At 70.0% G+C, this 25,756-nt stretch carries 24 protein-coding genes; 8 read left to right on the top strand and 16 right to left on the bottom strand.

The window, feature by feature from the left end; genetic code table 11:
* Positions 1–23 precede the first annotated feature (23 nt).
* Both BJ963_RS00595 and BJ963_RS00590 read left to right on the top strand, forming a co-directional pair.
* Positions 24–662, top strand: coding sequence for a Maf family protein (locus BJ963_RS00595; RefSeq protein ID WP_172824350.1), 639 nt, complete (start codon positions 24–26; stop codon positions 660–662).
* 94 nt (positions 663–756) lie between these two features.
* Complete coding sequence (locus BJ963_RS00590; protein ID WP_179453861.1) at positions 757–2,520, top strand: ATP-binding protein; 1,764 nt, start codon at positions 757–759, stop codon at positions 2,518–2,520.
* A 79-nt stretch (positions 2,521–2,599) separates the two neighbouring features.
* Here BJ963_RS00590 and BJ963_RS00585 read toward each other — a convergent pair whose 3' ends face one another.
* From BJ963_RS00585 to BJ963_RS00575, 3 genes are all read right to left on the bottom strand, one after another.
* Positions 2,600–3,457, bottom strand: a complete 858-nt coding sequence (locus BJ963_RS00585; protein WP_179453859.1) for a type IV toxin-antitoxin system AbiEi family antitoxin domain-containing protein — start codon at positions 3,455–3,457, stop codon at positions 2,600–2,602.
* A 262-nt stretch (positions 3,458–3,719) separates the two neighbouring features.
* Positions 3,720–5,723: a cation:proton antiporter gene (locus BJ963_RS00580; RefSeq protein WP_179453857.1), complete on the bottom strand. Its 2,004-nt coding sequence runs from the start codon at positions 5,721–5,723 to the stop codon at positions 3,720–3,722.
* Positions 5,724–5,738: 15 nt separating this feature from the next.
* Positions 5,739–7,172: an NAD(P)H-quinone dehydrogenase gene (locus BJ963_RS00575; RefSeq protein WP_089913358.1), complete on the bottom strand. Its 1,434-nt coding sequence runs from the start codon at positions 7,170–7,172 to the stop codon at positions 5,739–5,741.
* An 84-nt stretch (positions 7,173–7,256) separates the two neighbouring features.
* Between BJ963_RS00575 and BJ963_RS00570 the strand changes: the two genes are divergently transcribed.
* A complete protein-coding gene (locus BJ963_RS00570; RefSeq protein WP_089913361.1) occupies positions 7,257–8,090 on the top strand; it encodes a purine-nucleoside phosphorylase in 834 nt (277 codons plus the stop codon).
* Positions 8,087–9,805 (top strand): phosphohexomutase domain-containing protein, encoded by a 1,719-nt coding sequence (locus BJ963_RS00565; protein WP_179453855.1) that lies wholly within the window; start codon positions 8,087–8,089, stop codon positions 9,803–9,805. Before BJ963_RS00570 ends, BJ963_RS00565 begins: the two co-directional genes overlap by 4 nt.
* Before the next feature lie 98 nt (positions 9,806–9,903).
* Here the strand turns inward: BJ963_RS00565 and BJ963_RS00560 are convergent, their stop codons facing one another.
* Entirely contained in the window at positions 9,904–11,091 is a 1,188-nt protein-coding gene (locus BJ963_RS00560) for an MFS transporter (RefSeq protein ID WP_179453853.1), read from the bottom strand.
* Between the two features lie 50 nt (positions 11,092–11,141).
* Here BJ963_RS00560 and BJ963_RS00555 point away from each other — a divergent pair, with 50 nt between their 5' ends.
* The gene (locus BJ963_RS00555; protein ID WP_089913369.1) at positions 11,142–11,444 is read left to right on the top strand and encodes an ArsR/SmtB family transcription factor; all 303 of its coding nucleotides are present in this window, start codon (positions 11,142–11,144) and stop codon (positions 11,442–11,444) included.
* 1 nt (position 11,445) lies between these two features.
* Here BJ963_RS00555 and BJ963_RS00550 read toward each other — a convergent pair whose 3' ends face one another.
* The 11 genes from BJ963_RS00550 to BJ963_RS00500 form a co-directional block, all read right to left on the bottom strand.
* Positions 11,446–11,718, bottom strand: coding sequence for a PTS sugar transporter subunit IIB (locus tag BJ963_RS00550; RefSeq protein ID WP_089913372.1), 273 nt, complete (start codon positions 11,716–11,718; stop codon positions 11,446–11,448).
* The gene (locus BJ963_RS00545) at positions 11,715–12,173 is read right to left on the bottom strand and encodes a PTS sugar transporter subunit IIA (RefSeq protein WP_089913375.1); all 459 of its coding nucleotides are present in this window, start codon (positions 12,171–12,173) and stop codon (positions 11,715–11,717) included. Before BJ963_RS00545 ends, BJ963_RS00550 begins: the two co-directional genes overlap by 4 nt.
* 24 nt (positions 12,174–12,197) lie before the next feature.
* Positions 12,198–13,316, bottom strand: a complete 1,119-nt coding sequence (locus tag BJ963_RS00540; RefSeq protein WP_179453851.1) for an adenosine deaminase — start codon at positions 13,314–13,316, stop codon at positions 12,198–12,200.
* A 10-nt stretch (positions 13,317–13,326) separates the two neighbouring features.
* A complete protein-coding gene (locus BJ963_RS00535) occupies positions 13,327–14,634 on the bottom strand; it encodes a thymidine phosphorylase (RefSeq protein WP_179453849.1) in 1,308 nt (435 codons plus the stop codon).
* A gap of 14 nt (positions 14,635–14,648) precedes the next feature.
* Entirely contained in the window at positions 14,649–15,086 is a 438-nt protein-coding gene (locus BJ963_RS00530; RefSeq protein WP_089913380.1) for a cytidine deaminase, read from the bottom strand.
* Positions 15,083–16,375 carry an ABC transporter permease subunit gene (locus tag BJ963_RS00525; protein ID WP_179453848.1) on the bottom strand — a complete coding sequence of 431 codons (1,293 nt, stop codon included), beginning with the start codon at positions 16,373–16,375 and terminating at the stop codon, positions 15,083–15,085. The genes BJ963_RS00530 and BJ963_RS00525 overlap by 4 nt, the downstream gene beginning before the upstream one ends.
* On the bottom strand, positions 16,372–17,670 hold the full coding sequence (locus BJ963_RS00520) for an ABC transporter permease (RefSeq protein WP_179453846.1): 1,299 nt from the start codon (positions 17,668–17,670) through the stop codon (positions 16,372–16,374). Before BJ963_RS00520 ends, BJ963_RS00525 begins: the two co-directional genes overlap by 4 nt.
* Positions 17,667–19,187 (bottom strand): ABC transporter ATP-binding protein, encoded by a 1,521-nt coding sequence (locus tag BJ963_RS00515; protein ID WP_179453844.1) that lies wholly within the window; start codon positions 19,185–19,187, stop codon positions 17,667–17,669. The genes BJ963_RS00520 and BJ963_RS00515 overlap by 4 nt, the downstream gene beginning before the upstream one ends.
* Before the next feature lie 213 nt (positions 19,188–19,400).
* The gene (locus BJ963_RS00510; RefSeq protein WP_179453842.1) at positions 19,401–20,483 is read right to left on the bottom strand and encodes a BMP family lipoprotein; all 1,083 of its coding nucleotides are present in this window, start codon (positions 20,481–20,483) and stop codon (positions 19,401–19,403) included.
* A gap of 177 nt (positions 20,484–20,660) precedes the next feature.
* A complete protein-coding gene (locus BJ963_RS00505; RefSeq protein ID WP_179453840.1) occupies positions 20,661–21,794 on the bottom strand; it encodes a magnesium and cobalt transport protein CorA in 1,134 nt (377 codons plus the stop codon).
* Between the two features lie 337 nt (positions 21,795–22,131).
* Complete coding sequence (locus tag BJ963_RS00500) at positions 22,132–23,265, bottom strand: glycosyltransferase family 4 protein (protein WP_179453839.1); 1,134 nt, start codon at positions 23,263–23,265, stop codon at positions 22,132–22,134.
* 74 nt (positions 23,266–23,339) lie between these two features.
* On the opposite strand from BJ963_RS00500, the gene BJ963_RS00495 reads away from it, so the two are divergent.
* The gene (locus tag BJ963_RS00495) at positions 23,340–24,479 is read left to right on the top strand and encodes a mannose-1-phosphate guanylyltransferase (protein WP_089913400.1); all 1,140 of its coding nucleotides are present in this window, start codon (positions 23,340–23,342) and stop codon (positions 24,477–24,479) included.
* A 24-nt stretch (positions 24,480–24,503) separates the two neighbouring features.
* On the opposite strand, the gene BJ963_RS00490 is transcribed toward BJ963_RS00495, so the two are convergent.
* Positions 24,504–24,728, bottom strand: coding sequence for a hypothetical protein (locus BJ963_RS00490; RefSeq protein WP_179453837.1), 225 nt, complete (start codon positions 24,726–24,728; stop codon positions 24,504–24,506).
* Positions 24,729–24,889: 161 nt separating this feature from the next.
* On the opposite strand from BJ963_RS00490, the gene sdhC reads away from it, so the two are divergent.
* Positions 24,890–25,306 carry a succinate dehydrogenase, cytochrome b556 subunit gene (gene sdhC / locus BJ963_RS00485; protein WP_089913406.1) on the top strand — a complete coding sequence of 139 codons (417 nt, stop codon included), beginning with the start codon at positions 24,890–24,892 and terminating at the stop codon, positions 25,304–25,306.
* Position 25,307: 1 nt separating this feature from the next.
* The gene (locus tag BJ963_RS00480; protein ID WP_089913409.1) at positions 25,308–25,751 is read left to right on the top strand and encodes a succinate dehydrogenase hydrophobic membrane anchor subunit; all 444 of its coding nucleotides are present in this window, start codon (positions 25,308–25,310) and stop codon (positions 25,749–25,751) included.
* Positions 25,752–25,756: the final 5 nt, after the last annotated feature.

Below are 25,756 nucleotides of genomic sequence, written 5' to 3'. Positions count from 1 at the left end.
CTTCGAGCATCCCACAGGTGACCATGCGCCTCTACCTCGCCTCCACGTCTCCTGCCCGCCTCGCGCTGCTGCGCGCCGCGGGCGTCGAGCCGGTGGTCGTCCCCTCGCACGTCGACGAACCGGCCGCCGTCGCTGCGGCGGAGGCGGAGCACGGCCCGCTGAGCGCCGACGCCATGGTGCAACTGCTCGCCCGACTTAAGGCGGAGGCGGTGCGCGGCACGCTCGACGGCGCGCCCATCGACGGGTTGATCCTGGGCGGCGATTCGGCTTTCGCGATCGACGGCGCGATCCACGGGAAGCCGCACCTTCCGGAAGTCGCCCGCGAGCGCTGGCTGCAGCAGCGGGGACGCACCGGCACCCTCCACTCCGGTCACTGGCTGATCGACCACCGCGGCGGCCGCGAGAATGGTGCAGCCGGCGCGACCGCGGTCGCGTCCGTCACCTTCGCCGATGTCACGGACGACGAGATCGACGCCTACGTGGCGAGCGGCGAACCGCTCGAAGTCGCGGGCTCCTTCACGATCGACAGCCTCGGCGGCCCGTTCATCACGCGGGTGGACGGCGATCCGAGCACGGTGGTGGGCCTCTCGCTCTCGACCCTGCGCGAGCTGGTACGCGAGCTCGGAGTCGAGTGGACTTCGCTCTGGAACCGCGACCGCTGACGCGCGTCGTTGTAGGCTGCCGGAGTCTTCGGACGCCCATTTTTGTGGGGATCGCCCAAATCCACTCCCATTTCGAGCAATAGGCTAGGGAACTGTGCCACGTATCACCAAGGTTTTGATCGCCAACCGCGGCGAGATCGCCGTCCGCGTCATCCGTGCGGCGAAGGACAGCGGGATCGCCTCCGTCGCCGTGTACGCGGACCAGGACAGGGACGCCCTCCACGTCCGCCTCGCCGACGAGGCGTACGCGCTGGACGGGACGACGAGCGCCGAGACGTACCTGGTCATCGACAAGCTCCTGTCGGTCGCCCGCCGGTCGGGCGCCGATGCCGTTCACCCGGGTTACGGCTTCCTGGCCGAGAACGCGGACTTCGCCCGCGCCGTCATCGACGCCGGTCTGACCTGGATCGGCCCGTCGCCGGAGGCCATCGAGCGCCTCGGCGACAAGGTCTCCGCCCGCCACGTCGCCGAGAAGGTGGGCGCGCCGCTCGCGCCGGGCACTCTGAATCCCGTGAAGGATGCCGCCGAGGTGCTCGACTTCGTCGACGTCTACGGCCTTCCCGTCGCCATCAAGGCGGCGTTCGGCGGCGGCGGCCGCGGCCTGAAGGTCGCCCGTGCCCGCGATGAGGTCGCCGAGCTCTTCGACTCGGCCACGCGCGAGGCGATCGCCGCCTTCGGCCGTGGCGAGTGCTTCGTCGAGAAGTACCTCGACCAGCCGCGCCACGTCGAGACCCAGTGCCTCGCCGACGCGTACGGCAACGTGGTCGTGGTCTCCACCCGCGACTGCTCGCTGCAGCGCCGTCACCAGAAGCTCGTGGAGGAGGCGCCGGCGCCGTTCCTGACCCCCGAGCAGACGGAGAAGCTGTACTCGTCGTCCAAGGCCATCCTCAAGGAGGTCGGCTACCAGGGCGCGGGAACGTGCGAGTTCCTGATCGGCAAGGACGGCACTGTGTCCTTCCTCGAGGTGAACACCCGTCTCCAGGTGGAGCACCCCGTCTCCGAGGAGGTCACCGGGATCGACCTCGTCCGCGAGCAGTTCCGCCTCGCCGAGGGCGGCGAGCTCGACTATGACGACCCGGCCCCGCGCGGACACTCGTTCGAGTTCCGGATCAACGGCGAGGACGCCGGTCGCGGCTTCATCCCGTCCCCCGGCCCGGTCCACGTCTTCAAGGCCGCCGGAGGTCCCGGCGTCCGTGTCGACAGCGGCATCCAGGCGGGCGACGTGATCAGCGGCGCCTTCGACTCCATGCTGGCGAAGCTCATCGTGACCGGGGCCAACCGCGAGGAGGCCCTCGAGCGCTCCCGTCGTGCACTCGACGAGTTCGAGGTCGCCGGCCTCCCGACGGTTCTCCCGTTCCACCGCGCGATCGTGCGCGACCCGGCATTCGCGCCACAGGACGGCGAGCCGTTCTCCGTCTACACGCGCTGGATCGAGACCGAGTGGGTCAACGAGATCGAGCCGTGGTCGGGCGAACTCGGCGATCAGTCGCCCGCGGAGCGCCGCAGCAACGTCGTGGTCGAGGTCGAGGGCAAGCGCATCGAGGTCTCGCTTCCCGCGCGACTCCTCACCGGCGGCGCCGGTGAGCCGGCGGCGACGCCCGCTCCGCGTCGCCGTGGCGCAGCGCACGCGGTCGACACCGCGACCGGCGACTCCGTCACCGCCCCCATGCAGGCGACCGTCGTGAAGGTCGCCGTGGCCGACGGCGACCCGGTCGTCAAGGGCGACCTGGTGCTGGTGCTCGAGGCGATGAAGATGGAGCAGCCGCTGACCGCCCACAAGGACGGCACGATCTCCGGCATCAACACGAGCGTCGGCGAGACGGTCTCGTCGGGTCACCTGCTCCTCAACATCGTCTGACCTCCCCGCTCGCGTCACGAGCCTTCCGAAAGGGAGGAGCACCGGCCCCATCCGGCCGGCCGCTCCTCCCTTTCGTGCGTCATGCCGCCGATGCACGGCGGAACCCCTCCCTTTCCAGCGACCCCAGCAGTTCCTCGATGGTCGCGACCATCGCATCCGGACTCCGCAGGACCTGCCGCGCGGACAGCCGCACCCTCGGGAGCCCCCTCAGCGCCATGGCGATGTCACGCCGGCGGTCGCGCTCGAACGACGCGCGGTCCGCGTGGAACTCGAAGCCGTCGATCTCCAGGTACAGCACGCCATCCACTCGTGCGTCGACGCGCCCAACTCCGGCGACGGCCAGCTGCTGCTCCACGATGTGCCCGCGAGCCGTGAGGCGCTGCCGTACGAGGGACTCGACGCCGGAGTCCGAGCCGGGGCGTGCGAGCTCGATCAGACGCCGTGAGCGCTTCGGCTCGTCGGCGAACATCCGGCGCAGCCCGTTCCGGGTCGCCTGGCCACTCGAGATCGCGGTGTCGAGCACGGCGGCCGCGGTCTCGTCATCCGCGCACCGGACGCTGCTGCGCAGACAGTCGGCCAGCGAGACGCGCCACACCTCGCCGTGCCGTTCTGCGCGACCCCAGTGACGGACCGTCCGGCCGTCGGCGGCTCCGGCTCGCCCCGCATGCGACGGCACCAGCAGATGTGTCCGTTCGTCGTGGCCTCCCCAGAGTCCGTACGTGCGTGCAGCGCTGACGCAGGAGAGGCGGCCGCCCGCCCGCAGCGCCGTGAGGGTGGGATCGCCGACCCCGGGCAGGGCGTAACGGCCACTCCTCGGCCGCACCAGACGCCCGTCGCGCACGGCGGCGGACAGAGCGCGTTCCCGCACCCCGGCCGCCCTCAGCTGACCGATCGACGCCGCACCGCCGAGCCGCACGAGTTCCGTCATCCATTCCATGTCCTCCATCCTGCGGAGCGGGGATGACCGACGGGGTCGACAGCGGCGATCTGTGGACAGCCCGGGGCAGCCTGCGGGTGTGGACACATCCGCGTGGGCCGGGAGCGCAGCCCGGAGCGCGCATCCACCGGCGGAATGGCCTGACGGAAACGGAGGAGTCGAGGGTCGACGCGCCGACGGAATGCCGGAAACGGAGGAGATCGGAACGCCCGAGCGCGCAAAGACCTCCGTTTGCGGCGGCACACGTCGGCGGCGACGCGCGTCAGCCGGTGGCCTCCGTCGGATCGCCCTTGAGGTCGATGCTGATCTCGTCGGCGTCGAGGTTGCTCAGCGCCCCGGCGAGGACGTCGGCGCTGAACGTGCCGTCGTCGCGGGCGTCGAGGAGGGCGTTGCGCTGGGCGCGGAGCCGGGCGAGGCGCGCCCTCTTGTGCTCGGCGAACGCCTCGGGCGTCCGCTCCGTCGTGGTCGGCAACGGGATCGTCTTCGCCGCGTCGTAGAGAAGCTCCATCAGCCTGCGGCGTTCCTGACGCTCCGCCTCGGGGTCGGATGCCGCGGGCTTCACGGCTTTCAGCACGAGGCCGAGCGTGCCTCCCTGGAGGAGCAGCGAGCCGGCGGCCACGAGGAAGGCGATGAGCACGAGGACCGACCGGCCGGGGGTGGAGCCCGGCAGCGACTGCGCTGCCGCGACGGTCACGGCGCCGCGCATCCCGGCCCAGACCACGATGGTCCCCTCGCGCCAGCCCAACGGTGCGCCCGTGAAGTACTCGATGTCGGCGATCAGGCGGCGGAGCCGTGTGCCGAACCTGGTCAGGTTCTCGACGGTGGGGACTCCGCGGCGGGCGAGCCGGCGACGCCGGCGTTCCGCCTGCTTGGCCGAGATCGGACGGCGGTTCCCCGGGTCGCCCGAGGGCGGGTCACCGAAGGACGGGTCGCCGAAGGACGGGTCGCCGAAGGACGGGTCGCCGAAGGACGGATCGGGGAACGCCGGGTCCGGGAACGCCGGCTCGGGGACCACGGTCGCGGCGGAACCCGCGGCAGCAGCGGCCGGCTGCTGCTCCGGCTCGGCCGGGACGTCGGCTCCCGATCCGGCGCCGGACTCGTCGACGACCTCGGCATCACCCCCGGCCTCGCCCTCCCCCGACGATCCGGCGCCCAGCGCCCGCTGCTCGCCCGGCTGCGCGATGCGCTGGGCGATCCCCCGCTGCACGGCCTCCGGATCGCTCAGGTGCTCCTGCAGCTGTTCCAGCCGGGGCCGGATGCGTTGCCCGCGCTTGCTGCGCCGGGCCAGCAGAGTCAGCAGCGGAGCGACGAACGCCGCGCGGACCAGGATCGTCAGCAGGAGCGCTCCCGCGGCGATGCCGACGGCCGGGGCGACGCCGGAATGATCGCTCTGCACCTTCTGCAGGATGCCGAACAGCTCCAGACCCATCGTCAGGAAGATGAGCCCCTCGAGGATGAGTTCGACCGTCCGCCAGTTCTGGGCATCCGACAGCCGGTGCTCGGGAGAGAGAACGCGCGGCGCCCTGCTCCCGGTCACGAGGCCGGCGACCACGGCGGCGACCAGGCCGGATGCGCCGAGCGCCTCGGCCGGGATCGAGGCGAGGAACGGCACGGTGAACGAGATGACGGTGTTGACGGTCGCGTCCTTCACCCGGGCGCGGACCACCAGGTTCAGCCAGCCCACCACCCCGCCGAAGACGACGGCGACGAGCACCGAGTACACGAAGGACAGCGTGACGGCGCCGAGGGTGAACGATGCACCGGCGGCCGCAACGGCCGCGCGGAGCAGCACCAGGGCGGTCGCGTCGTTGAGCAGGCTCTCGCCCTCCAGGATCGCGACGACGCGCGGTGAGACGCCCGCCCGTTTCACGATTCCGGTCGCGACGGCGTCGGTCGGGCTGACGATCGCTCCGAGCGCGATCCCCCACCCGAGACCCAGCCCGGGGATCACCCAGGCGAAGAAGAGCCCGAGCAGGACGGAGCTCACGATCACCAGCAGGACGGAGAGCCCGCCGATCGCTCCGAACTCGCGCCGGAAGTTCATGGCGGGCATCGACACGGATGCCGAGTAGAGCAGGGGCGGGAGCACTCCGGCGAGGATCCACTCCGGTTCCAGCTCGATCGCCGGCACGAAGGGCAGCAGGCTCACCAGGATGCCGACGACCACCAGGATGAGCGGCGACGCGACCCCGAAGCGCGGCCCGAAGGTCGTGGCCGCGGCGATGGTGAGCACCGCGAGCACCCCGATGACGAGCCCGACCTCCATCCCCCCGGCCTCCCGTCAGAGCACGATGTGCATCGCGCGCGCTGCGTCGGTGATCGAGCCGGAGAGGGACGGGTACACGGTGAACGCCCGGGCCACCTGGTCGACGGTCAGGCGCTGCTCGACCGCGAGCGCGAGCGGGAAGATCAGCTCCGACGCGCGCGGGGCGACGATGACGCCCCCGATAACCGTTCCGGAGCCCGTGCGGGCGAAGAGCTTCACGAAGCCGTCGCGGATGCCGAGCATCTTGGCCCGCGGGTTGGACTTGAGGGGCAGCTTGTAGATGTCGCCCTGCGCGATGCCCTCCTCGATCTGCTTCTGGCTCCAGCCGACCGTCGCGATCTCGGGCTGGGTGAAGATGTTGGAGCTGACGTTGCGCAGCTCGATCGGGTTGACCGCGTCGCCCATGGCGTGGAAGACGGCGGTGCGGCCCTGCATCGACGCCACGGAGGCGAGCGGCAGGGAGTCGGAGCAGTCGCCGGCCGCGTAGATGTTCGGGATGGAGGTGCGCGCGACGCGGTTGACCCGGATGTTGCCGGAGTTCGTCACCTGCACGCCCGCCTCCTCCAGGCCGATGCCGGCCGTGTTGGGCACGGAGCCGACCGCCATCAGACAGTGCGAGCCCTCGATCGTCCGACCGTCGGTGAGGGTGGCGACGACGCCGTCGTCGGTGCGCACCACGGACTCTGCGCGCGACTTCGACAGCACCTGCATGCCGTTCCGCTTGAAGACGTTCTCGATGACGCGGGCGGCGTCGGCGTCCTCGCCGGGGAGCACCTGGTCTCGCGACGAGATGAGGGTCACTTTCGATCCGAGCGCCGTGTACGCCGAGGCGAACTCGGCGCCGGTGACACCCGATCCCACCACGATGAGGTGCGACGGCACCGTCTGCAGGTCGTACAGCTGGGTCCAGGTGAGGATGCGCTCCCCGTCCGGCACCGCGGAGGCCAGGACGCGAGGACGTGCGCCCACCGCGACCACGATGGTGTCGGCCTCGACCCGGTCGAAGTCGGTGCCGGAATCCTTCGAGGTGGAGACGATGATCGCACTGGACCCGTCGAGCCGCCCCTCCCCCGTGACGATGCGGACCCCGGCGCGCACCAGCTCCGCCCGCATGTCCTCCGACTGCTGGCGGGCCAGGCCCATCAGGCGCTTGTTGACGGCGGCGAGGTTGACCGCGATCTCGGGGCGGACGGGCTTGCCGGTCTCGCCGCGGGAGAAGAACTGGACGCCGAGGTCGGCCGCCTCGGCGAGCGCGTTGGTCGCCTCAGCGGTGGCGATCAGGCTCTTCGAGGGAACGACGTCGGTGATGACGGCGGAACCGCCGACCCCCGAGCGCTCCACCAGCGTCACGTCGGCGCCGAGTTGCGCACCCGCCAGCGCCGCCTCGTAACCGCCGGGGCCGCCGCCGAGGACCGCGATGCGCTGTTTCCGCTCGAATTCGTACGCCATGCGCCCCATTCTTCCGTATGGGGTGCACCGATGCGCATTCGGGGCCGGGCCTGTGGAAAGCCGCCTGCTCAGTAGAGTTGGCTCATGCTGGAATCCATCACGAACCCGCTCGACGACCCCGCTGCCGACCCGTTCGAGATCGCGCGGGAGGCCGCCGGTCAGCTCGCCGAGAAGACGGGCGTCGAGCGCCACGACATCGCGCTCACGCTGGGCAGCGGCTGGGGCCGTGCCGCCGACCTGATCGGCGAGACCGTCGCCACCCTTCCCGCCACCGAGATCGTCGGCTTCAGCAAGCCGGCGCTCGAGGGCCATGTCGGGACGCTGCGCTCCGTCCGCCTGCCGAACGGCAAGCACGCGCTGGTCATCGGCGCGCGAACCCACTACTACGAAGGGCACGGCGTGCGCCGCGTCGTCCACAGCGTCCGCACCGCCGCGGCCGCGGGAGCGACGACGATGGTGCTCACCAACGGCGCGGGCGGCATCAAGGAGCACTGGAAGCCGGGCACGCCCGTCCTCATCTCCGACCACATCAACCTGACGGCGGACTCCCCGCTCGAGGGCGCGACGTTCATCGACCTCACCGACCTCTACTCCCCGCGCCTCCGCGCCATCGCCCGAACCATCGACCCGTCCCTCGACGAGGGCGTGTACACGCAGTTCCGCGGCCCGCACTACGAGACGCCGGCCGAGGTGCAGATGGCCAAGACCATCGGCGGCCACATCGTCGGGATGTCCACGGCGCTCGAGGCGATCGCCGCCCGTCAGGCGGGCATGGAGATCCTCGGCATGTCGCTCATCACCAACCTGGCGGCGGGCATCCAGAAGACGCCGCTGAGCCATCAGGAGGTCATCGACGCCGGTCGTGCCGCCGAGCCGGTGATCAGCGCCCTTCTCGCCCAGATCGTGGAGGCGCTGTGACCGACCTGACACCCCCGACGAAGGACACCCCGGAGCTGCTCGCCGAGGCGCGGTCCTGGCTGGCTCAGGACCCGGACCCGGAGACCCGTGACGAGCTGGAGGCGCTCATCGTCGCCGCGGAGGCCGGTTCGGCCGAGGCGGTCGCCGACCTGCACTCGCGGTTCGACGAGCGGCTCGCGTTCGGAACGGCTGGCTTGCGCGGCGCCATCGCCGCCGGTCCCAACCGGATGAACCGGGTCCTCGTCGCCCAGGCCGCCGCCGGATTCGCCCGCTGGCTGCTGGAGCACGCCGAGGGTGGAACGCCGTCGGTCGTGATCGGCTACGACGGCCGCAAGAACTCCGACGTGTTCGCCCGCGACACCGCCGAGCTGATGGCCGGAGCGGGCGTGCGCGCCATCCTGCTCCCGCGCCTCCTGCCGACGCCGGTGCTCGCGTTCGCCGTCCGGCACCTGGATGCCAGCGCCGGCGTCATGGTGACCGCCAGCCACAACCCGCCGAACGACAACGGGTACAAGGTCTACCTGGGCGGCGAGGATCACGGTTCGCAGATCGTGTCGCCCGTCGACGCCGAGATCGCCGCGCGCATCCTCGACGTCGCGCGGGGCAGCGTCGCCGAGCTTCCGCGCTCCGACCGGTACGAGATCGCGCCGGACGACGTCGAGCGGGCCTACATCGACGCGACCGTCGCCGTGGCCGTCACGGAGACGCCACGGGATGCGGTCTCGTTCGTCTACACCGCGATGCACGGCGTCGGGTGGCGCACCGCGCGCGAGGTGTTCGCGCGCGCCGGGTTCGCCTCCCCCACGCCGGTCACGGAGCAGATCGATCCCGATCCGGCCTTCCCGACCGTCGCGTTCCCCAATCCGGAGGAGCCGGGAGCGATGGACCTGTCGTTCCGGACCGCCCGCGACGCCGGAGCGGACCTGGTGATCGCGAACGACCCCGACGCCGATCGCCTCGCCGTCGCCGTGCCGGACCCGTCGAGCCCCGACGGCTACCGGCGCCTGTCGGGCAACGAGGTCGGCGCGCTGCTGGGCTGGCGCGCCGCCGAGATCGCGGCGGAGCGGGCGGATGAGCGCGGACCCGTCGGAACGCTGGCGTGCTCGGTCGTCTCCTCACCCGCCCTCGCCGCCGTCGCGCGCGCGTACACGCTGGACTTCGCGGACACGCTCACCGGCTTCAAGTGGGTCTCCCGCGCGCCCGGACTCGTCTACGGCTACGAGGAGGCACTGGGCTACCTGGTGAACCCGGACACCGTCCGCGACAAGGACGGCATCTCTGCGGCCGTCGCGCTGCTCGACCTGGCGAACGGGCTGGCCGCCGACAGCGTCACCATCGCTGAGCGTCTGGAGCAGTTCGCCGAGCGGTTCGGCTTCTTCGCCAGCGACCAGATCTCGCTCCGGGTGACCGACCTCTCGCGGATCGGCGAGATCATGGCAGCGCTGCGGTCCACGCCGCCCAGCCACCTCGGGGATGTGCGGGTGACGCAGATCGACGACCTGCGCGACGGCTTCGGCGGCCTGCCCCCGAGCGATGTGCTGCGCATCCTGCTGGAGGACGGCTCCCGCGTCATGGTCCGCCCCAGCGGCACCGAGCCGAAGCTCAAGATCTACATCGACGCCTCGAGCGACGAGGGAACCGTCGAGGAGCGCCGTCGAACGGCGACCGGCCGGGTCGCCGCGCTTTCCGAGGCGATGCGCAGCCTCGTCGGCTGATCATGACGCTCCGACGCAGGCCCGTCTCGGCGGGTCCGCGTCGGAGCGTCCGGTGCGTCCGGAGCGTCGGAGCGTCCGGTGCGTCGGGTGCCGGCGCGTCAGGCCGTCAGCGGGCGCGGAGCCCGCGCGAGGTAGCCGACGACGAACACGGCGAGCGCTCCGACGGTGACCGCGGCACCCGCGAGGGGAACGGCGACGGCGCCGCCCGCAGCCAGAGCGAGCGTCCCGATCGGGGGCGCGATCGCGATCCCGACGTACATCGCCGTGGAGTACCAGGACAGCGCGAGCGCCGAGCTCTCCGGATCGACGTGGACGAGGCGGTGCTGCACCGGGATGGCGATCGCGAACGCCGCGACGCCCCACAGCGCGAACACGATGACGGACGCGACGAAGGACGCCTCGGTGAACGCCAGGACCACCAGCGTGAGCGCCTGGCCGGCGAGGGCGACGACCGCGACGATCCTGCTCCCGAAGCGATCGGTGAGCGGACCGGCGACGGAGTTACCCGCCACGCCGGCGACGCCGTAGGCGAGCAGCAGGATGGCCAGCAGCGACCCCGAGCCGCCGGTGGACGCGTGGGTCACCGCTGCCGAGAAGATGTAGACGATGTTGAAGCCGGCGACCATGAGCAGTGTTGTCGCGAGCGGCGCGACGATACGGAGGTCCGCCAGCGGGGCGAGCCGCCGGCGCAGGCCGACGGCCGGGGGAACCGGCACGCCGCGGACGACGAGCGGGATGGCCACGACGAGAACCACGGCGATGCCGACGATGCACCAGAGTGCGAAGCGCCACCCCGCGACGCCGCCGAGGGCGGTGCCGAGCGGCGAGCCGACTGCCGTGGCGAGCGTGAACCCGGCGCCCACGATGGCGAGGGCCTGGCCGCGCTTGCCCGGCCGGGCCAGGGAGGCGGCTGCGGCGGTTGCCGTGGGCACGAGTGCGGCGCCGCCCAGGCCGGAGAACGTGCGACCTGCGATGAACAGCGGAAGGTTCGGGGCGAGGGCCGAGGCGGCCGTTCCGACGGCGAAGACCGCGAGTCCGGCTGCCATCAGGGTGGCTCGGGGCACGCGCGGCAGGAGGACGGAGACTGCGGGTGCGGCGACCGCCACGACCAGAGAGTAGGTGGTGATCGACCAGCTGACCTGGGTGGCCGTCGCGCCGATCCCCTCGCCCACGCGCGGCAGGAGTCCCGCGATCACGAACGCGTTGGTGCCGACGACGAACAGGGCGAGGGCGAGCACCAGCAGGGCCGGGAGGGATCTGCGGTACGATTGTTCGATGAACGTCATACCGTTAAGGTACGGCTATTGTTCGATGATTGTCAAACAGTTGTGGTGAGATGACCGACTACCCCACCCCCGACATGGCGGATGTGCAGCTCGTCGAGGTGCTGCGCGCCCTGGCCGACCCCATCCGCCTGCAGATCGTCCGAGTCCTCGCGGACGGCCGGCCGCATCCCAAATCGATGACCGAGTGGGGCTTCGACATCCAGAAGTCGACGATGGCGCACCACTTCAAGACCCTGCGCGAGGCCGGCGTCACTCGCACCATCGTCTCGGGCCGCACCCACGCGATCCAGCTGCGCCGCGACGAGCTGGACGAGCGGTTCCCTGGACTGATCGAGGCCCTGCTGCAGGGCTGAGTCAGCCGAGCGCTTCGTCGAGCTTGCGCTCCAGCTCGTCCAGGTCGAAGTAGTTCTCCACCACGATGACGTCGGCGTTCGTCCGGCCGATGCGGTCGACCAGCTCGGGCGAGGTCAGCACGACCTGGGCATCCGCGGCGGCCTCGTCGATGTGCGCGGCGTCTGACGCTGTGACGTCGGCGTCGATCCCCAGCCGGTCGAGCACGCGCTCGGCGTTGACCTTGAGGATGCCGGAGGTGCCGACGCCGACACCGCAGATCGCGACGATCTTCACCGCGATGCCTCCTCGCTGAGGGTGAGGATGCGCTGCACATCGGCCACGTCGGTGGCGGCGGCCAAGGCCGGGATCGCCTCCGGGTCGTTGAACACGTTCGCCAGCTCGGCCACGCTCGTCACGTGCGCCTCCGGCGTGGAGACGGCGAGCCCGAGGACCACCGAGACCGGGTCGTTGTGCGGGTGCCCGAACACGACGGGCTCGTCGAGGGTGACGACCGAGAGACCGTCCGCGTTCACGTCCGGCCCCGGACGGGCGTGGGCCAGAGCGAGCCCCGGCGCGATCACGATGTATGCGCCGAACTCCTCGATGACCTGGATCATCCGCTGCGCATAGCCCTGCTCGGTCGCGCCGGAACGGGCCAGCGCCTCCCCTGCCAGTTCGACCGCCTCACGCCAGTCGGCGGCATGCGCGCCGACGGTGATGGCGGAATCAGGCAGCGGTGGCAGTGGCATATCTTCAGCGTAACGCCCGAGGGGTTACGAACCCTCGAAACCCGCTGTGATGATCTCCGAGAGCTCTTCGCGCTCCTCCAGCGGCAGGAAGGACGCCGCCGCAGCGTTGAGCTGGAAGATCTCCAGGTCGGTGCGGTCGTAGGCGAACGCGTCCGCGAGGATGCTCAGCTCGCGGGTCAGCGTCGTCCCGCTCATCAGCCGGTTGTCGGTGTTGACGGTGACGCGGAAGCCCAGCTGGTAGAGGAGGTCGAACGGGTGGTCGAGGATGTCGTCGCCCCACGCGGCGATGGCGCCGGTCTGCAGGTTCGACGTCGGGCTCGTCTCGAGGGCGATCTCGCGGTCCTTCACCCACTGCGAGAGCGTGCCGAGGGTCACGTAGGTGTTCTCGTCGTCCTGACGCTCCACGGTGATGTCCTCGGCGAGGCGCACGCCGTGGCCGAGGCGCAGGGCGCGGCCGTCGAGGAGCGCGCTGCGGATGCTCTCGAGGCCGTCGGCCTCGCCCGCGTGGACGGTGGCCGGGAAGAACTCCGACGCCAGGTAGTCGAAGGCGGCGCGGTGGTTGGAGGCGGGGAAGCCCGCCTCCGCGCCGGCGATGTCGAAGCCGACCACGCCGCGGTCGCGGTGGCGGACGGCGAGCTCGGCGATCTCGAGACCGCGGTCGTTGTGGCGCATGGCGGTGACGAGCTGACCGATGCGGATGCGTCCCCCGGCGCCGCGGACGTCGGCGATGCCCTGCTCGATGCCCTCCTGAACGGCGTCGACGGTCTCGTCGAGGCTGAGGCCGCCGGAGAGGTGCTGCTCGGGGGCCCAGCGGAGTTCGCCGTACACGACGCCGTCCGCCCCGAGGTCCTGGACCGACTCCCGGGCCACGCGCACGAGGCCCTCGCGCGTCTGCATCACGGCCGTGGTCAGGTCGAAGGTCTTCAGGTACTCCACGAGCGAGCCCGAGTTCGACTTCTCGGCGAACCACCGGCCCAGCTCGGTCGCATCCTGCGCCGGCAGCTCGAGCCCGATCTCCTGCCCCAGCTCGAGCACCGTCGCGGGCCGGAGGCCGCCGTCGAGGTGATCGTGGAGGGAGACCTTCGGCAGCGGGCGGATCTCCGTGCCGTCGGCCAGCGTGTACTCGTTCCAGGCGTCGCTCATGCGTCCAACCCTAGGCGATGCGGTCGGCGATCAGCGGGCCGCGCTCGTACGCGGTGCCGGGCGCCGCGATCCGGTAGGCGCCCTCCAGCGCCTCGAGCGCGCGCTCGAACCGAGCGGGCTCGTCGGCCGACAGCGTGAACAGCGGCTGTCCGGCCCTGACCTCATCGCCGGGCTTCGCGTGCAGGTCGATCCCGGCCGCGTGCTGCACCGGGTCCTGCTTGCGGGCACGCCCGGCGCCCAGGCGCCAGGCGGCGATGCCGAACGGCAGCGCCTGCTGCTCCACGAGGACGCCGTCCTGGTCGGCGACGACGGTGTGCGTCTCCTTCGCGACCGGAAGCGCCGCATCCGGGTCGCCGCCCTGGGCGCGGATGACTTCGCGCCACTTGTCCATGGCGCGGCCGTCCTTCAGGGCCGCCTCGACGTCCTCGTCCGGGCGTCCGGCGAGGGCCAGCATCTCGCGGGCGAGCGCGACGGTCAGCTCGACGATGTCGGCGGGGCCGCCGCCGGCGAGCACCTCGACGGACTCGCGCACCTCGTTCGCGTTGCCGATCGCGAGCCCGAGGGGGATGTTCATGTCGGTCAGCAGCGCCGACGTCGCGACGCCGGCATCCCGGCCGAGCTCCACCATCGTCCGGGCGAGCTCGCGCGAGCGCTCGATGTCCTTCAGGAACGCACCGGAGCCGAACTTCACGTCGAGCACCAGCGCGCCGGTCCCCTCCGCGATCTTCTTCGACATGATCGATGAGGCGATCAGCGGGATGGCCTCGACCGTCCCGGTGATGTCGCGCAGGGCGTACAGCTTGCCGTCGGCCGGAGCGAGGCCCGACCCGGCGGCGCAGATCACGCCGCCCTCGTTGCGCAGCTGGGCGAGCATCTCCTCGTTGCTGAGGTTCGCCCGCCAGCCGGGGATGCTCTCCAGCTTGTCCAGGGTGCCGCCGGTGTGGCCCAGACCGCGGCCGGACAGCTGCGGCACGGCGACGCCGAAGGTCGCGACCAGCGGCATCAGCGGCAGGGTGATCTTGTCGCCGACGCCCCCGGTTGAGTGCTTGTCGGCGGTCGGCTTGCCTAACCCTGCGAAGTCCATCCGCTCGCCCGACGCGATCATCGCGAGGGTGAGATCCTTGATCTCACGCCGCGTCATCCCGTTGAGGAAGATCGCCATGGTCATCGCGGACATCTGCTCGTCGCCGACGTAGCCGCGCGTGTAGGCGTCGACCAGCCAGTCGATCTCCGCGGTGCTGAGCTCGCCGCGGTCGCGCTTCGTCCTGATCAGGTCGACGGCGTCGAACGCCTCGACCTCTGGTGCACGGTCGGTCACGAAGGTGTTCCTCTTCAGTCGTTGTCGTGCTCGGCCGCGTAGGCGGCGAGCTGGCGCGGCCCGAAGGCGTCGGGCAGCACCTCATCGATGGTGCGGATGCCCGAGACCGTCTCGAGCAGCATCCCCTCCGCCGAGTGCTCGTAGAGCAGCTGGCGGCAGCGTCCGCAGGGCATCAGGATGTCGCCGTCGCCGTTCACGCAGGTGAACGCGACGAGGTGGCCGCCGCCGGTCATGGCGAGCGACGAGACGAGCCCGCACTCGGCGCACAGCGTCACACCATAGCTGGCGTTCTCGACGTTGCAGCCGCTGACGATCCGGCCGTCGTCGACGAGCGCCGCCGCGCCGACCGGGAATTTCGAGTACGGCACGTACGCGTGCGACTTGGCCTCGATCGCGGCGGAGCGCAGGGCGTCCCAGTCGATCGGCCCGGGGTTCTGGTCGACGGCGCTCATGACTTGATGTACGGCTTTCCGTCCGCTGCCGGAGCCCGGGAGAGCCCGACGAGCCCGGCGACGGCGAGGATCGTCACGACGTAGGGCAGCATCAGCATGAACTCACTCGGCACCGGCGAGCCGATGGTGCTGAGAACGTTCTGCAGGTTCGTGGCGAAGCCGAACAGCAGGGCCGCGAGGGTGGCCCGGATCGGATCCCAGCGCCCGAAGATCACGGCGGCGAGGGCGATGAAGCCCTGGCCCGCGGTCATCTCCTTGGAGAACGCCCCGACCGATCCGAGCGTGTAGTACGCGCCGCCGAGGCCGGCGATGGCGCCCGCGAGAGCGACGTTCCAGAACCGCGTGCTGTTGACCTTGATGCCGACCGTGTCCGCGGCCTCCGGGTGCTCGCCGACCGAGCGCAGACGCAGGCCCCAGCGGGTCTTGAACAGACCGAACCAGACCAGGAAGACGGCGAGGTACATGAGGTACTCGATGATCGACTGGTCGAAGAGCACCTTGCCGATGATGGGGATCTCGCTGAGCACCGGGATCGGCCAGCTCGGCAGGCGCGGCGGGTGGTTGAGCAGCTGCGGGTTGCCCGCGAGCACCTTCGAGTACAGGAAGCTCGTGAGGCCGATGACGAGGACGTTGAGCACGACGCCGACGATCACCTGGTCGACGAGGTACTTGATCCCGAACGCGCCGAGGAGGAACGACACCAGGACGCCGGCGACCATCGCGGCGATGAGGCCGACCGCCCAGCTGCCGGTGAGCGTCGCCGTCATGGCGGAGACGAACGCACCGGCGAGCAGCTGACCTTCGATGGCGACGTTCACCACGCCGCCGCGCTCCGACACGACGCCGCCGAGGGCGCCGAAGACCAGAGGGACGGCGAGGCTGATCGTGCCGAGCAGGAGGCCGGTCACCGGCACCGGGTACGGGCTGCCCGAGTCGGCCCAGGTCAGGAACGCGAACATGAACAGCAGCGAGAAGACGATCACGACCCAGATCGGCGTCCTCCGCGCGCGGTAGGACAGGTACGCGCTCCACAGGGTCAGCGCCAGCAGGAGGACGGTCACGACCGTCGTGGTCGCGAAGCTGTCGACCGTCAGGGTGGGCAGGCGGACGGCGTCCGATTTCTCCGAGAACCGGAAGGTGCTCTCCCCGTGGCGGGAGAACCCGAAGAACAGGATGATGCTGATCAGCACGAAGATGCCGAACGCGATCGGCGCCTTCCACGAGCGGATCTCCGCCTTCTCGAGGACGATCGGCGAGGAGTTGGGAACGGCGGGGGCGGTGGTGCTCACTTGGCCGCCACCTCCTTCGTGACGATGGGACGCTGTCTCCGGGGAGTGCTCCCCGGAGTGGGCAGGCGGAAGATCGCGCGCACCAGCGGCGGCGCGGCGACGAACAGGACGATCAGGGACTGCAGGATCAGCACGATGTCGATCGGGATGTCATTGGCCGCCTGGATGGTGTAGCCACCGGCCTTGAGCGCTCCGAACAGCAGACCGGCGACGAACACGCCCCACGGGCGCGACCGGCCGAGCAGGGCGACGGTGATCGCGTCGAAGCCGATGCCCGCATCCACACCGGAGCTGATGCCGGCGGGGAACACGCCGAGCGCCTGGCTGGCGCCCGTGATGCCGATGAGACCACCGGCGATGAGCATCGCGTACACGTAGACGTTCTTCACGTTGATGCCGGCGACCCGCGCCGCGTTCGGGTTCTCGCCCACCGCTCGGAAGCGGAAGCCGAGGCTCGACCGGTTGATCAGCCACCAGACGAACACGGTGGCGCCGATCACCAGCACGAACGCCCAGGTGAGGTTGTACTGCGAGCCGAACAGCGGCGGGAAGACCGCGTTGGGGTGCACCGCCGGCGCCTTCGGGTTGTTCGACCCCGGCGCCTGCAGGAGCCCCTGCGTGCGCAGCATGTAGGAGATCAGATAGAACGCGATGTAGTTGAGCATGATCGTGACGATCACCTCGTGGGCGCCGGTCCTGGCCTTGAGCAGGCCGACGATGCCGGCCCAGATCGCGCCGCCGGCGATGCCGGCGACGACGGCGAGCACCAGGTGCACGACGGGCGGGAGGTCGAACGAGAATCCGACCCACGCCGATGCGGCGGCGGCGATGAGGATCTGTCCCTGACCACCGATGTTGAACAGGCCGACGCGGAACGCCAGGGCGACGCCGAGACCGCTGACGATCAGCGGGGTCGCGAAGGTGAGCGTCTCGGTCAGCGGACGGATCCCCGCACTGAAAGACGGCCGGCGGAAGTTGTAGATCGCGCCCTGGAACATCGAGACGTACGCGTCGGAGACCGACGTCCAGATAGCGGAGAACGTGTCGCCGGGCCGCGCGAAGAAGTACCCGGCGGCGCGCTGCACCTCAGGGTCGGTCACTGCGATGAGGATGGCGCCGACGATCAGGGCGAGGACGACCGCGAGGATCGAGATGACCACCGGGCCGCCCATGATCTCGCGGACCGCCTGGTTCCAGCGCGACGGCTCATCGCCCTGGGCTGCGGGAGCCGGATTTCCCGGCTCCGCGGGCTGGGCCGGCGCCACAGGCTGCCCGGGCGTGGGGGTCCCCGTCATGCTGCTGCTCCTGACTGCTCCGGCGATTCGCCGGCCATCATGAGGCCGAGCACGTCGCGAGACGTGTTGCCCGGCACGATTCCTACGATTCCGCCGCGGTACATCACGGCGATGCGGTCGGCGAGGGCGGCGACCTCGTCGAGCTCGGTCGACACCACGATCACCGGGACGCCGGCATCCCGGGTCGCGACGATGCGCTTGTGCACGAACTCGATCGAACCGACGTCGAGGCCGCGCGTCGGCTGCGCCGCCACGAACAGCCGCAGGTCGCGGCTGAGCTCGCGTGCGAGCACGACCTTCTGCGCGTTGCCGCCGGAGAGCCGGCCGACCTTCTCGTCGATGGACTGGGTGCGGACGTCGAACTCACTCACCTTCTCCTCGGCGAATTGCTTGAGGTACGAGAACTGGATGTTGCCGCCCTTGACGAACGGCTCGCCCGTCGAACGGTCGAGCATGAGGTTCTCCTGGATGGTGAACTCCCCCACCAGGCCGTCCTCGTTGCGGTCCTCCGGCACGAACCCGACTCCTTCGTCGAGCACTTTGCGGACGCTGTTGCCCTGGATCGGCTTCCCGTCGAGCACGATCTCACCCTGCACCCGCGGCTGGAGACCGATGATCGCCTCCGTCAGCTCCGTCTGGCCGTTGCCCTGCACGCCGGCGATCGCGAGGATCTCTCCGGCGGCCACCTCGAAGCTGACATTGTTCACGACGATCTGCCCGAGCGGGTCGATCACCGAGAGATCCTTCACGACCAGGGCAGGATCGCCGGGCGTCGCGGGCTTCTTGTCGACGGTGAGCGACACCGCCCGGCCCACCATCATCGACGCGAGCTCGACGTTGGTCGCGGTCGGCTGCGCCTCGCCGATCACCGTGCCGAGACGGATGACCGTGATGCGGTCGGCGACCTCGCGCACCTCGCGCAGCTTGTGGGTGATGAAGACGATCGCGGTGCCCTGCTCCTTGAGCTGGCGCATGATCGCCATGAGCTCATCGGTCTCCTGGGGCGTCAGCACGGCCGTCGGCTCGTCGAAGACGAGCACCTTGGCGTCCTGCGACAGCGCCTTGATGATCTCGACGCGCTGCTGGACGCCGACCGGGAGGTCCTCGACCAGTGCGTCGGGGTCCACGTCGAAGCCGAACCGGGCGGAGATCTCGCGGACCTTGGCCCGCGCGGCGTTGAGGTCGAGGCGGCCGCCGAACTTCGTCTGCTCGTGGCCGAGCATGACGTTCTCGGCGACCGTGAAGACGGGGATGAGCATGAAGTGCTGGTGCACCATGCCGATGCCGGCCTTCATGGCGTCGCCGGGACCGGCAAAATGCTGGACCACGTCGTCCAACAGGATCTCGCCCTCGTCGGGCTGATAGAACCCGTAGAGCACGTTCATGAGGGTGGACTTGCCTGCGCCGTTCTCGCCGAGCAGGCAGTGGATCTCGCCGGGTTCGACCGTGAGATCGATGTGGTTGTTCGCGACCAGGGGACCGAACCGTTTGGTGATCCCGCGGAGTTCGAGCTTCATTCGGGTGGGTTTCCTTCTCTACTCGCCCGGGCGGAGCGAAGAGCCTGTGTGAGGAGGGGCACGCGGAACGGCTGGTGGCCTCGTCGCGCATCCTCACCCTACCTTCCTGCGCAGATGTCAGTGTGTGCTCAGATGAGCAGGGAAGGCAAGGGATGGAACGGAACGGGGAGGCCAGCCGTGGCTGACCTCCCCGTCGAGCGTTTCTCGTCGCTGTTACTGCTTGGGCGACGAGGGCGAGGTGACCTTGATCGAGCCGTCGATGATGCCGGCCTTGATCTTGTCGAGCTCACCCTGCAGACCCGAGTCCACCTTCGACTCGAAGTCGTGGAACGGGGCGATGCCGACGCCGTCGTTCTTCAGCGTTCCCACGTACGGGGTCGCGTCGAACTTGCCCTTGGCGGCCTGGGTGACGACATCGTTGGTCGCCGGCTTCATGCCCTTCATGACCGAGGTGAGGAGCAGGTCCTTCACGGTCGGGTCGGACTCGTAGACGTCGGCGTCGACGCCGATCATCGCGATCGGCTTGCCGGAGTCCTTGATCGCCTGAGCGGCCGACTGGTAGATCGGACCGCCGACCGGCATGATCACATCGGCGTTCTGGTCGATGATGCCCTGCGCGGTGTTCTTCGCGGTCTCGTTGGCGTCGAAGCCACCGGTGAAGAGACCGTTCTGGCTGTCGACATCCCAGCCGACGACCTTGACCGACTTGCCCTTCTGCTCGTTGAAGTACTTCACGCCGTCGGCGAAGCCGTCCATGAAGATGGTGACCGTCGGGATCTGCATGCCGCCGAAGGTGCCGACGATGCCGGTCTTCGAGTAGCTGGCGGCGGCGTATCCGGCCAGGAACGCGGCCTGGGCGGTGTCGAAGATGATCGGCTTGACGTTCTTCGCCTGGATCTCGTTGTCGTCGATGATCGCGAAGTCGACGTCGGGGTTCGCCTTCGCGGCCTTCTCCGTCGCGTCCTTGAGAAGGAAGCCGACCGTCACGACGAGGTTGCAGTTGGCGTCGACCATGCTCTGGATGTTCGGAGCGAAGTCGTTCTCGCTCTTCGACTCGGCCTGCTTGTACTTCACGTCGAGCGACTTCGCGGCCTGCTGCAGGCCCTCGTAGCCGAGCTGGTTGAACGAGTGGTCGTCGAATCCACCGGAGTCGGAGACCATGCAGGGCAGGAAGTCGCTCTTCGCGGCGCCACCGGACGAGCTGTCCGACGGGGCAGCCGAGCACGCGGCGAGCAGCGAGACGACGCCGATCGCCGCCAGGCCGACGAGGCCGGCCTTACGGGCTGTGATTGTCAAGGTTGTTCCTCCAAGATGCGTAGCCGCGCGGGTAATCGCAGGCTTCTGCGGTTCACGTTACCGAATGTGACGAACCACTCCGTTCGAAAATCCGGGTTCTTCATGCAAGCGTTACAAACGCTCACGCGGTTGGCACGTGCTCATTCGAGCAGCCCGTCCCCCGTTCGGGGAGGGGGTTCAGAGCCAGCCGCGCCTCTTGAAGATGGAGTACAGCAGACCGCTCAGCCCGAGCATCGCCAGGAGGGCGAGCGGGTACCCGAGCGGCCACGCCAGTTCCGGCATGTGCGTGAAGTTCATGCCGTAGATGCCGGCGATGAGCGACGGCGCGAACAGGATGGCCGCCCACGACGAGATCTTCTTGACCTCTTCGCCCTGCCGGTTGCTCGAGTGCGCCAGCCGGGTCATCTCCTCGTTCTGCCGTTCGGAGACGAGCGTCGAGTTCACCGTCAGGATGTCGCGAAGCAGATAGCGGAACCCGTCGACGCGCTCATTCACCTGGGTGAGGTGGTCGGCGACGTCGCGCAGGCGGCGTTCGAGCTCCTGGGTCACCCCGTACTTCACCGAGCCGCGTTCCAGCGCGAGCATCACGGCCGAGAGCGGATGCGTCGCCCGCTGGAAGTCGATCACCTCGCGCGACAGCTCGTAGATGCGGCGGGAGACCAGGGCGTCCCCGCCGAACACCTGGGTCTCGATCTCGTCGATGTCGTTGGCGAGACCGGCGACGACCGGGCTGTACGCGTCCACCACCGCGTCGATGATGGCGTACAGGATCGCCTGCGGTCCGAGCGCGAGCAGCTCCGGCTCGCTCTCCATCCTCTGGCGGACGTGCGAGAGGTCCGGCGACTCGCTGTGGCGGACCGTGATGACGAAGTTGCGCCCGACGAAGAGGTGGAGCTCGCCGAAGTCGACCTCCTCCGGGACGTCCAGGTAGTTCGCCGCCTTGAGGACGACGAAGAGCACCGTGTCGTACCGCTCGAGCTTTGGACGCTGGTGGGCGACGATGGCGTCCTCGATCGCCAGCGGGTGGAGGTTGAACTCCTCCGACAGCGACAGCAGCTCCTGCTCGCTCGGCCGGTAGAGGCCGATCCAGGCGACACCGCCCGGGGTGCGGTCGAGCGCCGCATAGGTCTCGGCGAGGGAGGTCGGGGAGGCGACGCGGACGCCGTCGGCGTAGATCGCACTGTCGACCATGCTCCGCCGGCCGGCGGACGCTTCGACCGGCGACGTCGCGACGGCCGGAGAGGGAGGCTCGACCCGGCGGGTGCGCGTCACGAAGGGCATCGGGATGCCGCGACGATTCTGGTTGGCCATGAGTCACCTCCGTGGTCCGGACGACGTCGTGTCGACTCGAGAGCTGGACGGCCCGAGGGGCCACCTCACTGTACGCTCGCAAACCCTCCGGCGGCTGGATGCTGAGGAAGCCCGTGCCTGTGCGCACGCCATCCACCTCCCTTTCGCGCCGATCCGGCGATCTCGCGCCGGATACGCCTCCCTTTCGTGCGCGGGACGGGCCGAGAGAGAACGGAGGCGATCAGCACGCACTGCTCGGCGCGTCGCGAGGAACGGAGGACAGAGTCGGGCCCCGACGGCCGGCCGACCTCCGTTTCGGCGGACGGGTGGGGCAACCGGGAGATCGAGCGCTCCGCCGTCACCGGACCGCCGTCGCGGCCACAGCGCCCAGGATGACGCGCTCGTAGTGCCGCGTCAGCTCGCCGCACACCACGTCCCAGCTGCGCCCGAGCACGGCCCGTCGGCCCGCCTCCCCCATGCGCCTCCGGAGGGCGCCGTCGCGGACGAGCATGGCGACGGCGGCGCGCAGCGCCCGGTCGTCCGACGGGCGGAACAGCAGGCCGTCCACCCCGTGCTCGACCAGGTCGATCGGTCCGCCGGCCCGGGGAGCGACGACCGGGAGACCGGAGGCGTGGGCCTCCTGCACGGTCTGGCCGAACGTCTCCTCCGAACCCGTGTGGGCGAACACGTCGAAGGCGGCGTAGGCGGCGGCGAGGTCCTCGCCGCCGAGGCGGCCGAGCCAGGTGACCGGGATGCCGCGGAGCTCGCGGGCGACGGCGTCGCGCGAGGGGCCGTCGCCGACGATCGCGAGCGACACTCCTCCGATCCCGCGCAGGGCGCGCAGGCGCTCCACCTGCTTCTCCGGCGCGATGCGGCCGACGTAGCCGACGACGGTCTCGCCGTCCGGCGAGAGACGCTCCCGCAGCGCGACCGCCGCAGACGTCCTCCTCTTATTGGGGTGGTAGCGCACGAGATCGACGCCGCGGCCCCAGCGGGCGATGCGCGAGACGCCCGCCGTGCGCAGGTCGTACTCGCTCGCCGCCGACGGAGCCAGGGTGAGGTCGGCGCCCTCGTGCACCCAGCGGACGTACTTCCAGGCGATGGCCGAGGTGACGCCGAGGCCGTTCCTCCGGGCGAACCCGGCCACGTCGGTCTGGTAGATCGCGACGGAGGGGACGCCCATCCGGTTGGCCGCGGCGATCGCCTGCGCGCCCAGGAAGAACGGGGAGGCCGCGTGCAGAACGTCGGGACCGAACCCCGCGAGGATGCGCTGCACCTGCGGGCTCGGCAGCCCCACCGGGAACTGCCGGTAGGCGACGGAAGGCACCTGATGGATGCGGAACCCGGCGTACTCCGCCGGCGCCCCCGCGTCCGGGCAGATGACGATCGCCTCGTGTCCTTCCTCCGCCAGATGGTCGAGAACCCGCAGCACGCTCGTCGTGACCCCGTTGACCGTGGGGAGGAAGCTCTCGCTGACCACTGCGACCCGCATACCCGCACGTTAGGCGGCGCCGGTGTCGTCGCCGTGAACAGCCGGTGTCCGGGGACGCTCGCTATCCTTTCGGCATGACTCAGAAGCGCAGGATCACGCAGGGCCCGCCCATCGAGCGCTTCTACAGCGTGATCCCGGCCGGCGGCATCGGTTCGCGGCTGTGGCCGCTGTCGCGCGCAGACGCCCCCAAGTTCCTGCACGACCTGACCGGATCGGGCCAGACGCTGCTGCGCGACACCTGGGACCGGCTGGTCCCGCTCTCCGGCGAGCAGCGCATCATGGTCGTCACCGGCCGCGCCCACCGCGCCGCCGTCGAGTCGCAGCTGCCGTCGCTCACGGACCCGAACGTGGTGCTCGAGTCGGAGCCGCGCGACTCCACCGCGGCGATCGGTCTCGCCGCCGCCATCCTGGAGCACCGCGAGCCCGGCGTGATCATCGGATCGTTCGCCGCGGACCACGTCATCAACAACCTCCCGCTCTTCCAGTCGGCGGTGCGGGAGGCGGCGGCCGCCGCGCGCGCCGGGTACATCACGACGATCGGCATCCAGCCGACGGAGCCGGCGGTCGGCTTCGGCTACATCCACTACGGCGAGCGCCTGGAGATCGCGGGAGCGCCGAGCGCGCTGGCCGTCGACTCCTTCAAGGAGAAGCCGGACCTGGCGACGGCGGAGGGCTACCTCGCGAACGGGTCGTACCTGTGGAACGCGAGCATGTTCATCTCCCGGGCCGACAAGCTGCTCGAGGAGATCGGCCGCAACAAGCCGAAGCTGCTCTCCGGACTGCTGGAGCTCGCGGAGGCGTGGGACGACCCTGCGAAGAGAGGGCCCGCGGTCGACCGGATCTGGCCGGCGCTCGAGAAGATCGCCATCGACTACACCGTCGCGGAGCCGGCGGCCGCGGCCGGACGGCTGGCGGTCATCCCCGGCTACTTCGACTGGGACGACGTCGGCGACTTCGCGTCGCTCGCGAAGCTCAACTCGGGAGGCCGCAAGTCGGACCTCGCCATCCTCGGCGAGAACGCCCGGGTGCTGTCCGACTCGTCCAGCGGCATCGTGGTGAGCCAGAGCAATCGCGTGATCAGCCTGATCGGCGTCAAGGACATCGTCGTCGTGGACACGCCGGATGCGCTGCTGGTGACCACCAGCGAGAACGCGCAGCGGGTGAAGGCCGTCGTGGACGCGCTGAAGATCACCGGCTCGACGGACGTGCTCTAGCCCGGCGGCCTGCCTGCGGGTCGGTCAGTCGACGACCGACGGACCGTTCTGGATCTCCTGCACCAGCCGCGAGACCTCCTCGGGCGGGAGCTGGATGCCGGACTCGTCGAGACGCTGCTTCAGCGTCTTCTCGCTGTCCTCCTGGCTGCGCAGCTGCATGTCCGCGCGGACCTGCTCGACGATGCCGGCGACCTTGGCGTCGTCGCTCGCATCGGTGCTTCCGTGCATGATCGGTTCGTCCTGTGTCATGCGCTGGACGGTACGCCGGGCCGATCCCGCCGTACAGGGCGGGTTATCTCGACGTCGAGATAACTGAGGTCACCCTAAGAGGCGGCTGGACCCCTCCCGGCATAGACTGGCGCTGCGCTCACCGCGCCGCATCAGCGATCAGCAACCAGGGAGGGTTGTCCGTGTCAGACCAAGCGACAGGGACCCTGCAGCCGGCCAAGACCCGGCCCGGCGGAACTCTGTACCGTGGCCGCGAGGGGATGTGGTCGTGGGTCCTCCACCGCATCACCGGCGTCGCCATCTTCTTCTTCCTTCTCGTCCACATCCTGGACACGTCGCTCATCCGCGTGAGCCCCGAGGCCTACAACGCGGTGATCGGCACCTACAAGAACCCGATCATGGGACTCGGCGAGATCGCCCTCGTCGCGGCCATCGTGTTCCACGCCTTCAACGGCATCCGCATCATCCTGATCGACCTCTGGAGCAAGGGCGTCAAGTACCAGAGGGCCATGTTCTGGATCGTCATCGCGCTCTGGGTGATCCTGATGGCCGGCTTCGTGCCCGTCCAGCTCGTGCACATCTTCTCGGAGGTGAACTGACGTGACGACCATCGAGGCGCCGCGCACCCCCGCCGCCCGGTCCTCCCGCGGCAAGAACTGGGAGAAGTGGGGCTGGATCTACATGCGGGCATCCGGTCTGGTGCTCGTGATCCTCATCTTCGGCCACCTGCTGATCAACCTCGTCCTCGGCGACGGCGTCAAGCAGATCGACTTCGCCTTCGTCGCCGGCAAGTACGCCACGCCGTTCTGGCAGGTCTGGGACCTCCTGATGCTGTGGCTCGCCCTGATCCACGGCGGCAACGGGATGCGCACGCTCATCAACGACTACGCCTACAACCGGGTCGTGAACCGCGTCCTGAAGTGGGCCGTCCTCGCCGCGGTCGTCGTGCTGATCGTGCTCGGAACGCTCGTGATCTTCACGTTCGACCCGTGCCCGGCCGGTGCCGCCGCCGCCGACCTGCCGTCCTTCTGCCCGGCACGCTGATCCTT

Origin of the sequence: Leifsonia soli (assembly GCF_013408745.1) — a bacterium.
Classification (GTDB): Bacteria; Actinomycetota; Actinomycetes; order Actinomycetales; family Microbacteriaceae; genus Leifsonia; species Leifsonia soli.
This window is presented reverse-complemented; position numbering and strand designations above follow the sequence as displayed.

What these genes read in the sequence shown, in the direction of transcription:
- BJ963_RS00595 (WP_172824350.1), top strand. Translation starts at nt 24, where the DNA reads ATGCGCCTCTACCTCGCCTCCACGTCTCCTGCCCGCCTCGCGCTGCTG.
- BJ963_RS00585 (WP_179453859.1), bottom strand. Translation starts at nt 3,457, where the DNA reads ATGGAATGGATGACGGAACTCGTGCGGCTCGGCGGTGCGGCGTCGATC.
- BJ963_RS00580 (WP_179453857.1), bottom strand. Translation starts at nt 5,723, where the DNA reads ATGGAGGTCGGGCTCGTCATCGGGGTGCTCGCGGTGCTCACCATCGCC.
- BJ963_RS00575 (WP_089913358.1), bottom strand. Translation starts at nt 7,172, where the DNA reads ATGGCGTACGAATTCGAGCGGAAACAGCGCATCGCGGTCCTCGGCGGC.
- BJ963_RS00570 (WP_089913361.1), top strand. Translation starts at nt 7,257, where the DNA reads ATGCTGGAATCCATCACGAACCCGCTCGACGACCCCGCTGCCGACCCG.
- BJ963_RS00560 (WP_179453853.1), bottom strand. Translation starts at nt 11,091, where the DNA reads ATGACGTTCATCGAACAATCGTACCGCAGATCCCTCCCGGCCCTGCTG.
- BJ963_RS00555 (WP_089913369.1), top strand. Translation starts at nt 11,142, where the DNA reads ATGACCGACTACCCCACCCCCGACATGGCGGATGTGCAGCTCGTCGAG.
- BJ963_RS00545 (WP_089913375.1), bottom strand. Translation starts at nt 12,173, where the DNA reads ATGCCACTGCCACCGCTGCCTGATTCCGCCATCACCGTCGGCGCGCAT.
- BJ963_RS00540 (WP_179453851.1), bottom strand. Translation starts at nt 13,316, where the DNA reads ATGAGCGACGCCTGGAACGAGTACACGCTGGCCGACGGCACGGAGATC.
- BJ963_RS00530 (WP_089913380.1), bottom strand. Translation starts at nt 15,086, where the DNA reads ATGAGCGCCGTCGACCAGAACCCCGGGCCGATCGACTGGGACGCCCTG.
- BJ963_RS00520 (WP_179453846.1), bottom strand. Translation starts at nt 17,670, where the DNA reads ATGACGGGGACCCCCACGCCCGGGCAGCCTGTGGCGCCGGCCCAGCCC.
- BJ963_RS00515 (WP_179453844.1), bottom strand. Translation starts at nt 19,187, where the DNA reads ATGAAGCTCGAACTCCGCGGGATCACCAAACGGTTCGGTCCCCTGGTC.
- BJ963_RS00505 (WP_179453840.1), bottom strand. Translation starts at nt 21,794, where the DNA reads ATGGCCAACCAGAATCGTCGCGGCATCCCGATGCCCTTCGTGACGCGC.
- BJ963_RS00500 (WP_179453839.1), bottom strand. Translation starts at nt 23,265, where the DNA reads ATGCGGGTCGCAGTGGTCAGCGAGAGCTTCCTCCCCACGGTCAACGGG.
- BJ963_RS00495 (WP_089913400.1), top strand. Translation starts at nt 23,340, where the DNA reads ATGACTCAGAAGCGCAGGATCACGCAGGGCCCGCCCATCGAGCGCTTC.
- BJ963_RS00490 (WP_179453837.1), bottom strand. Translation starts at nt 24,728, where the DNA reads ATGACACAGGACGAACCGATCATGCACGGAAGCACCGATGCGAGCGAC.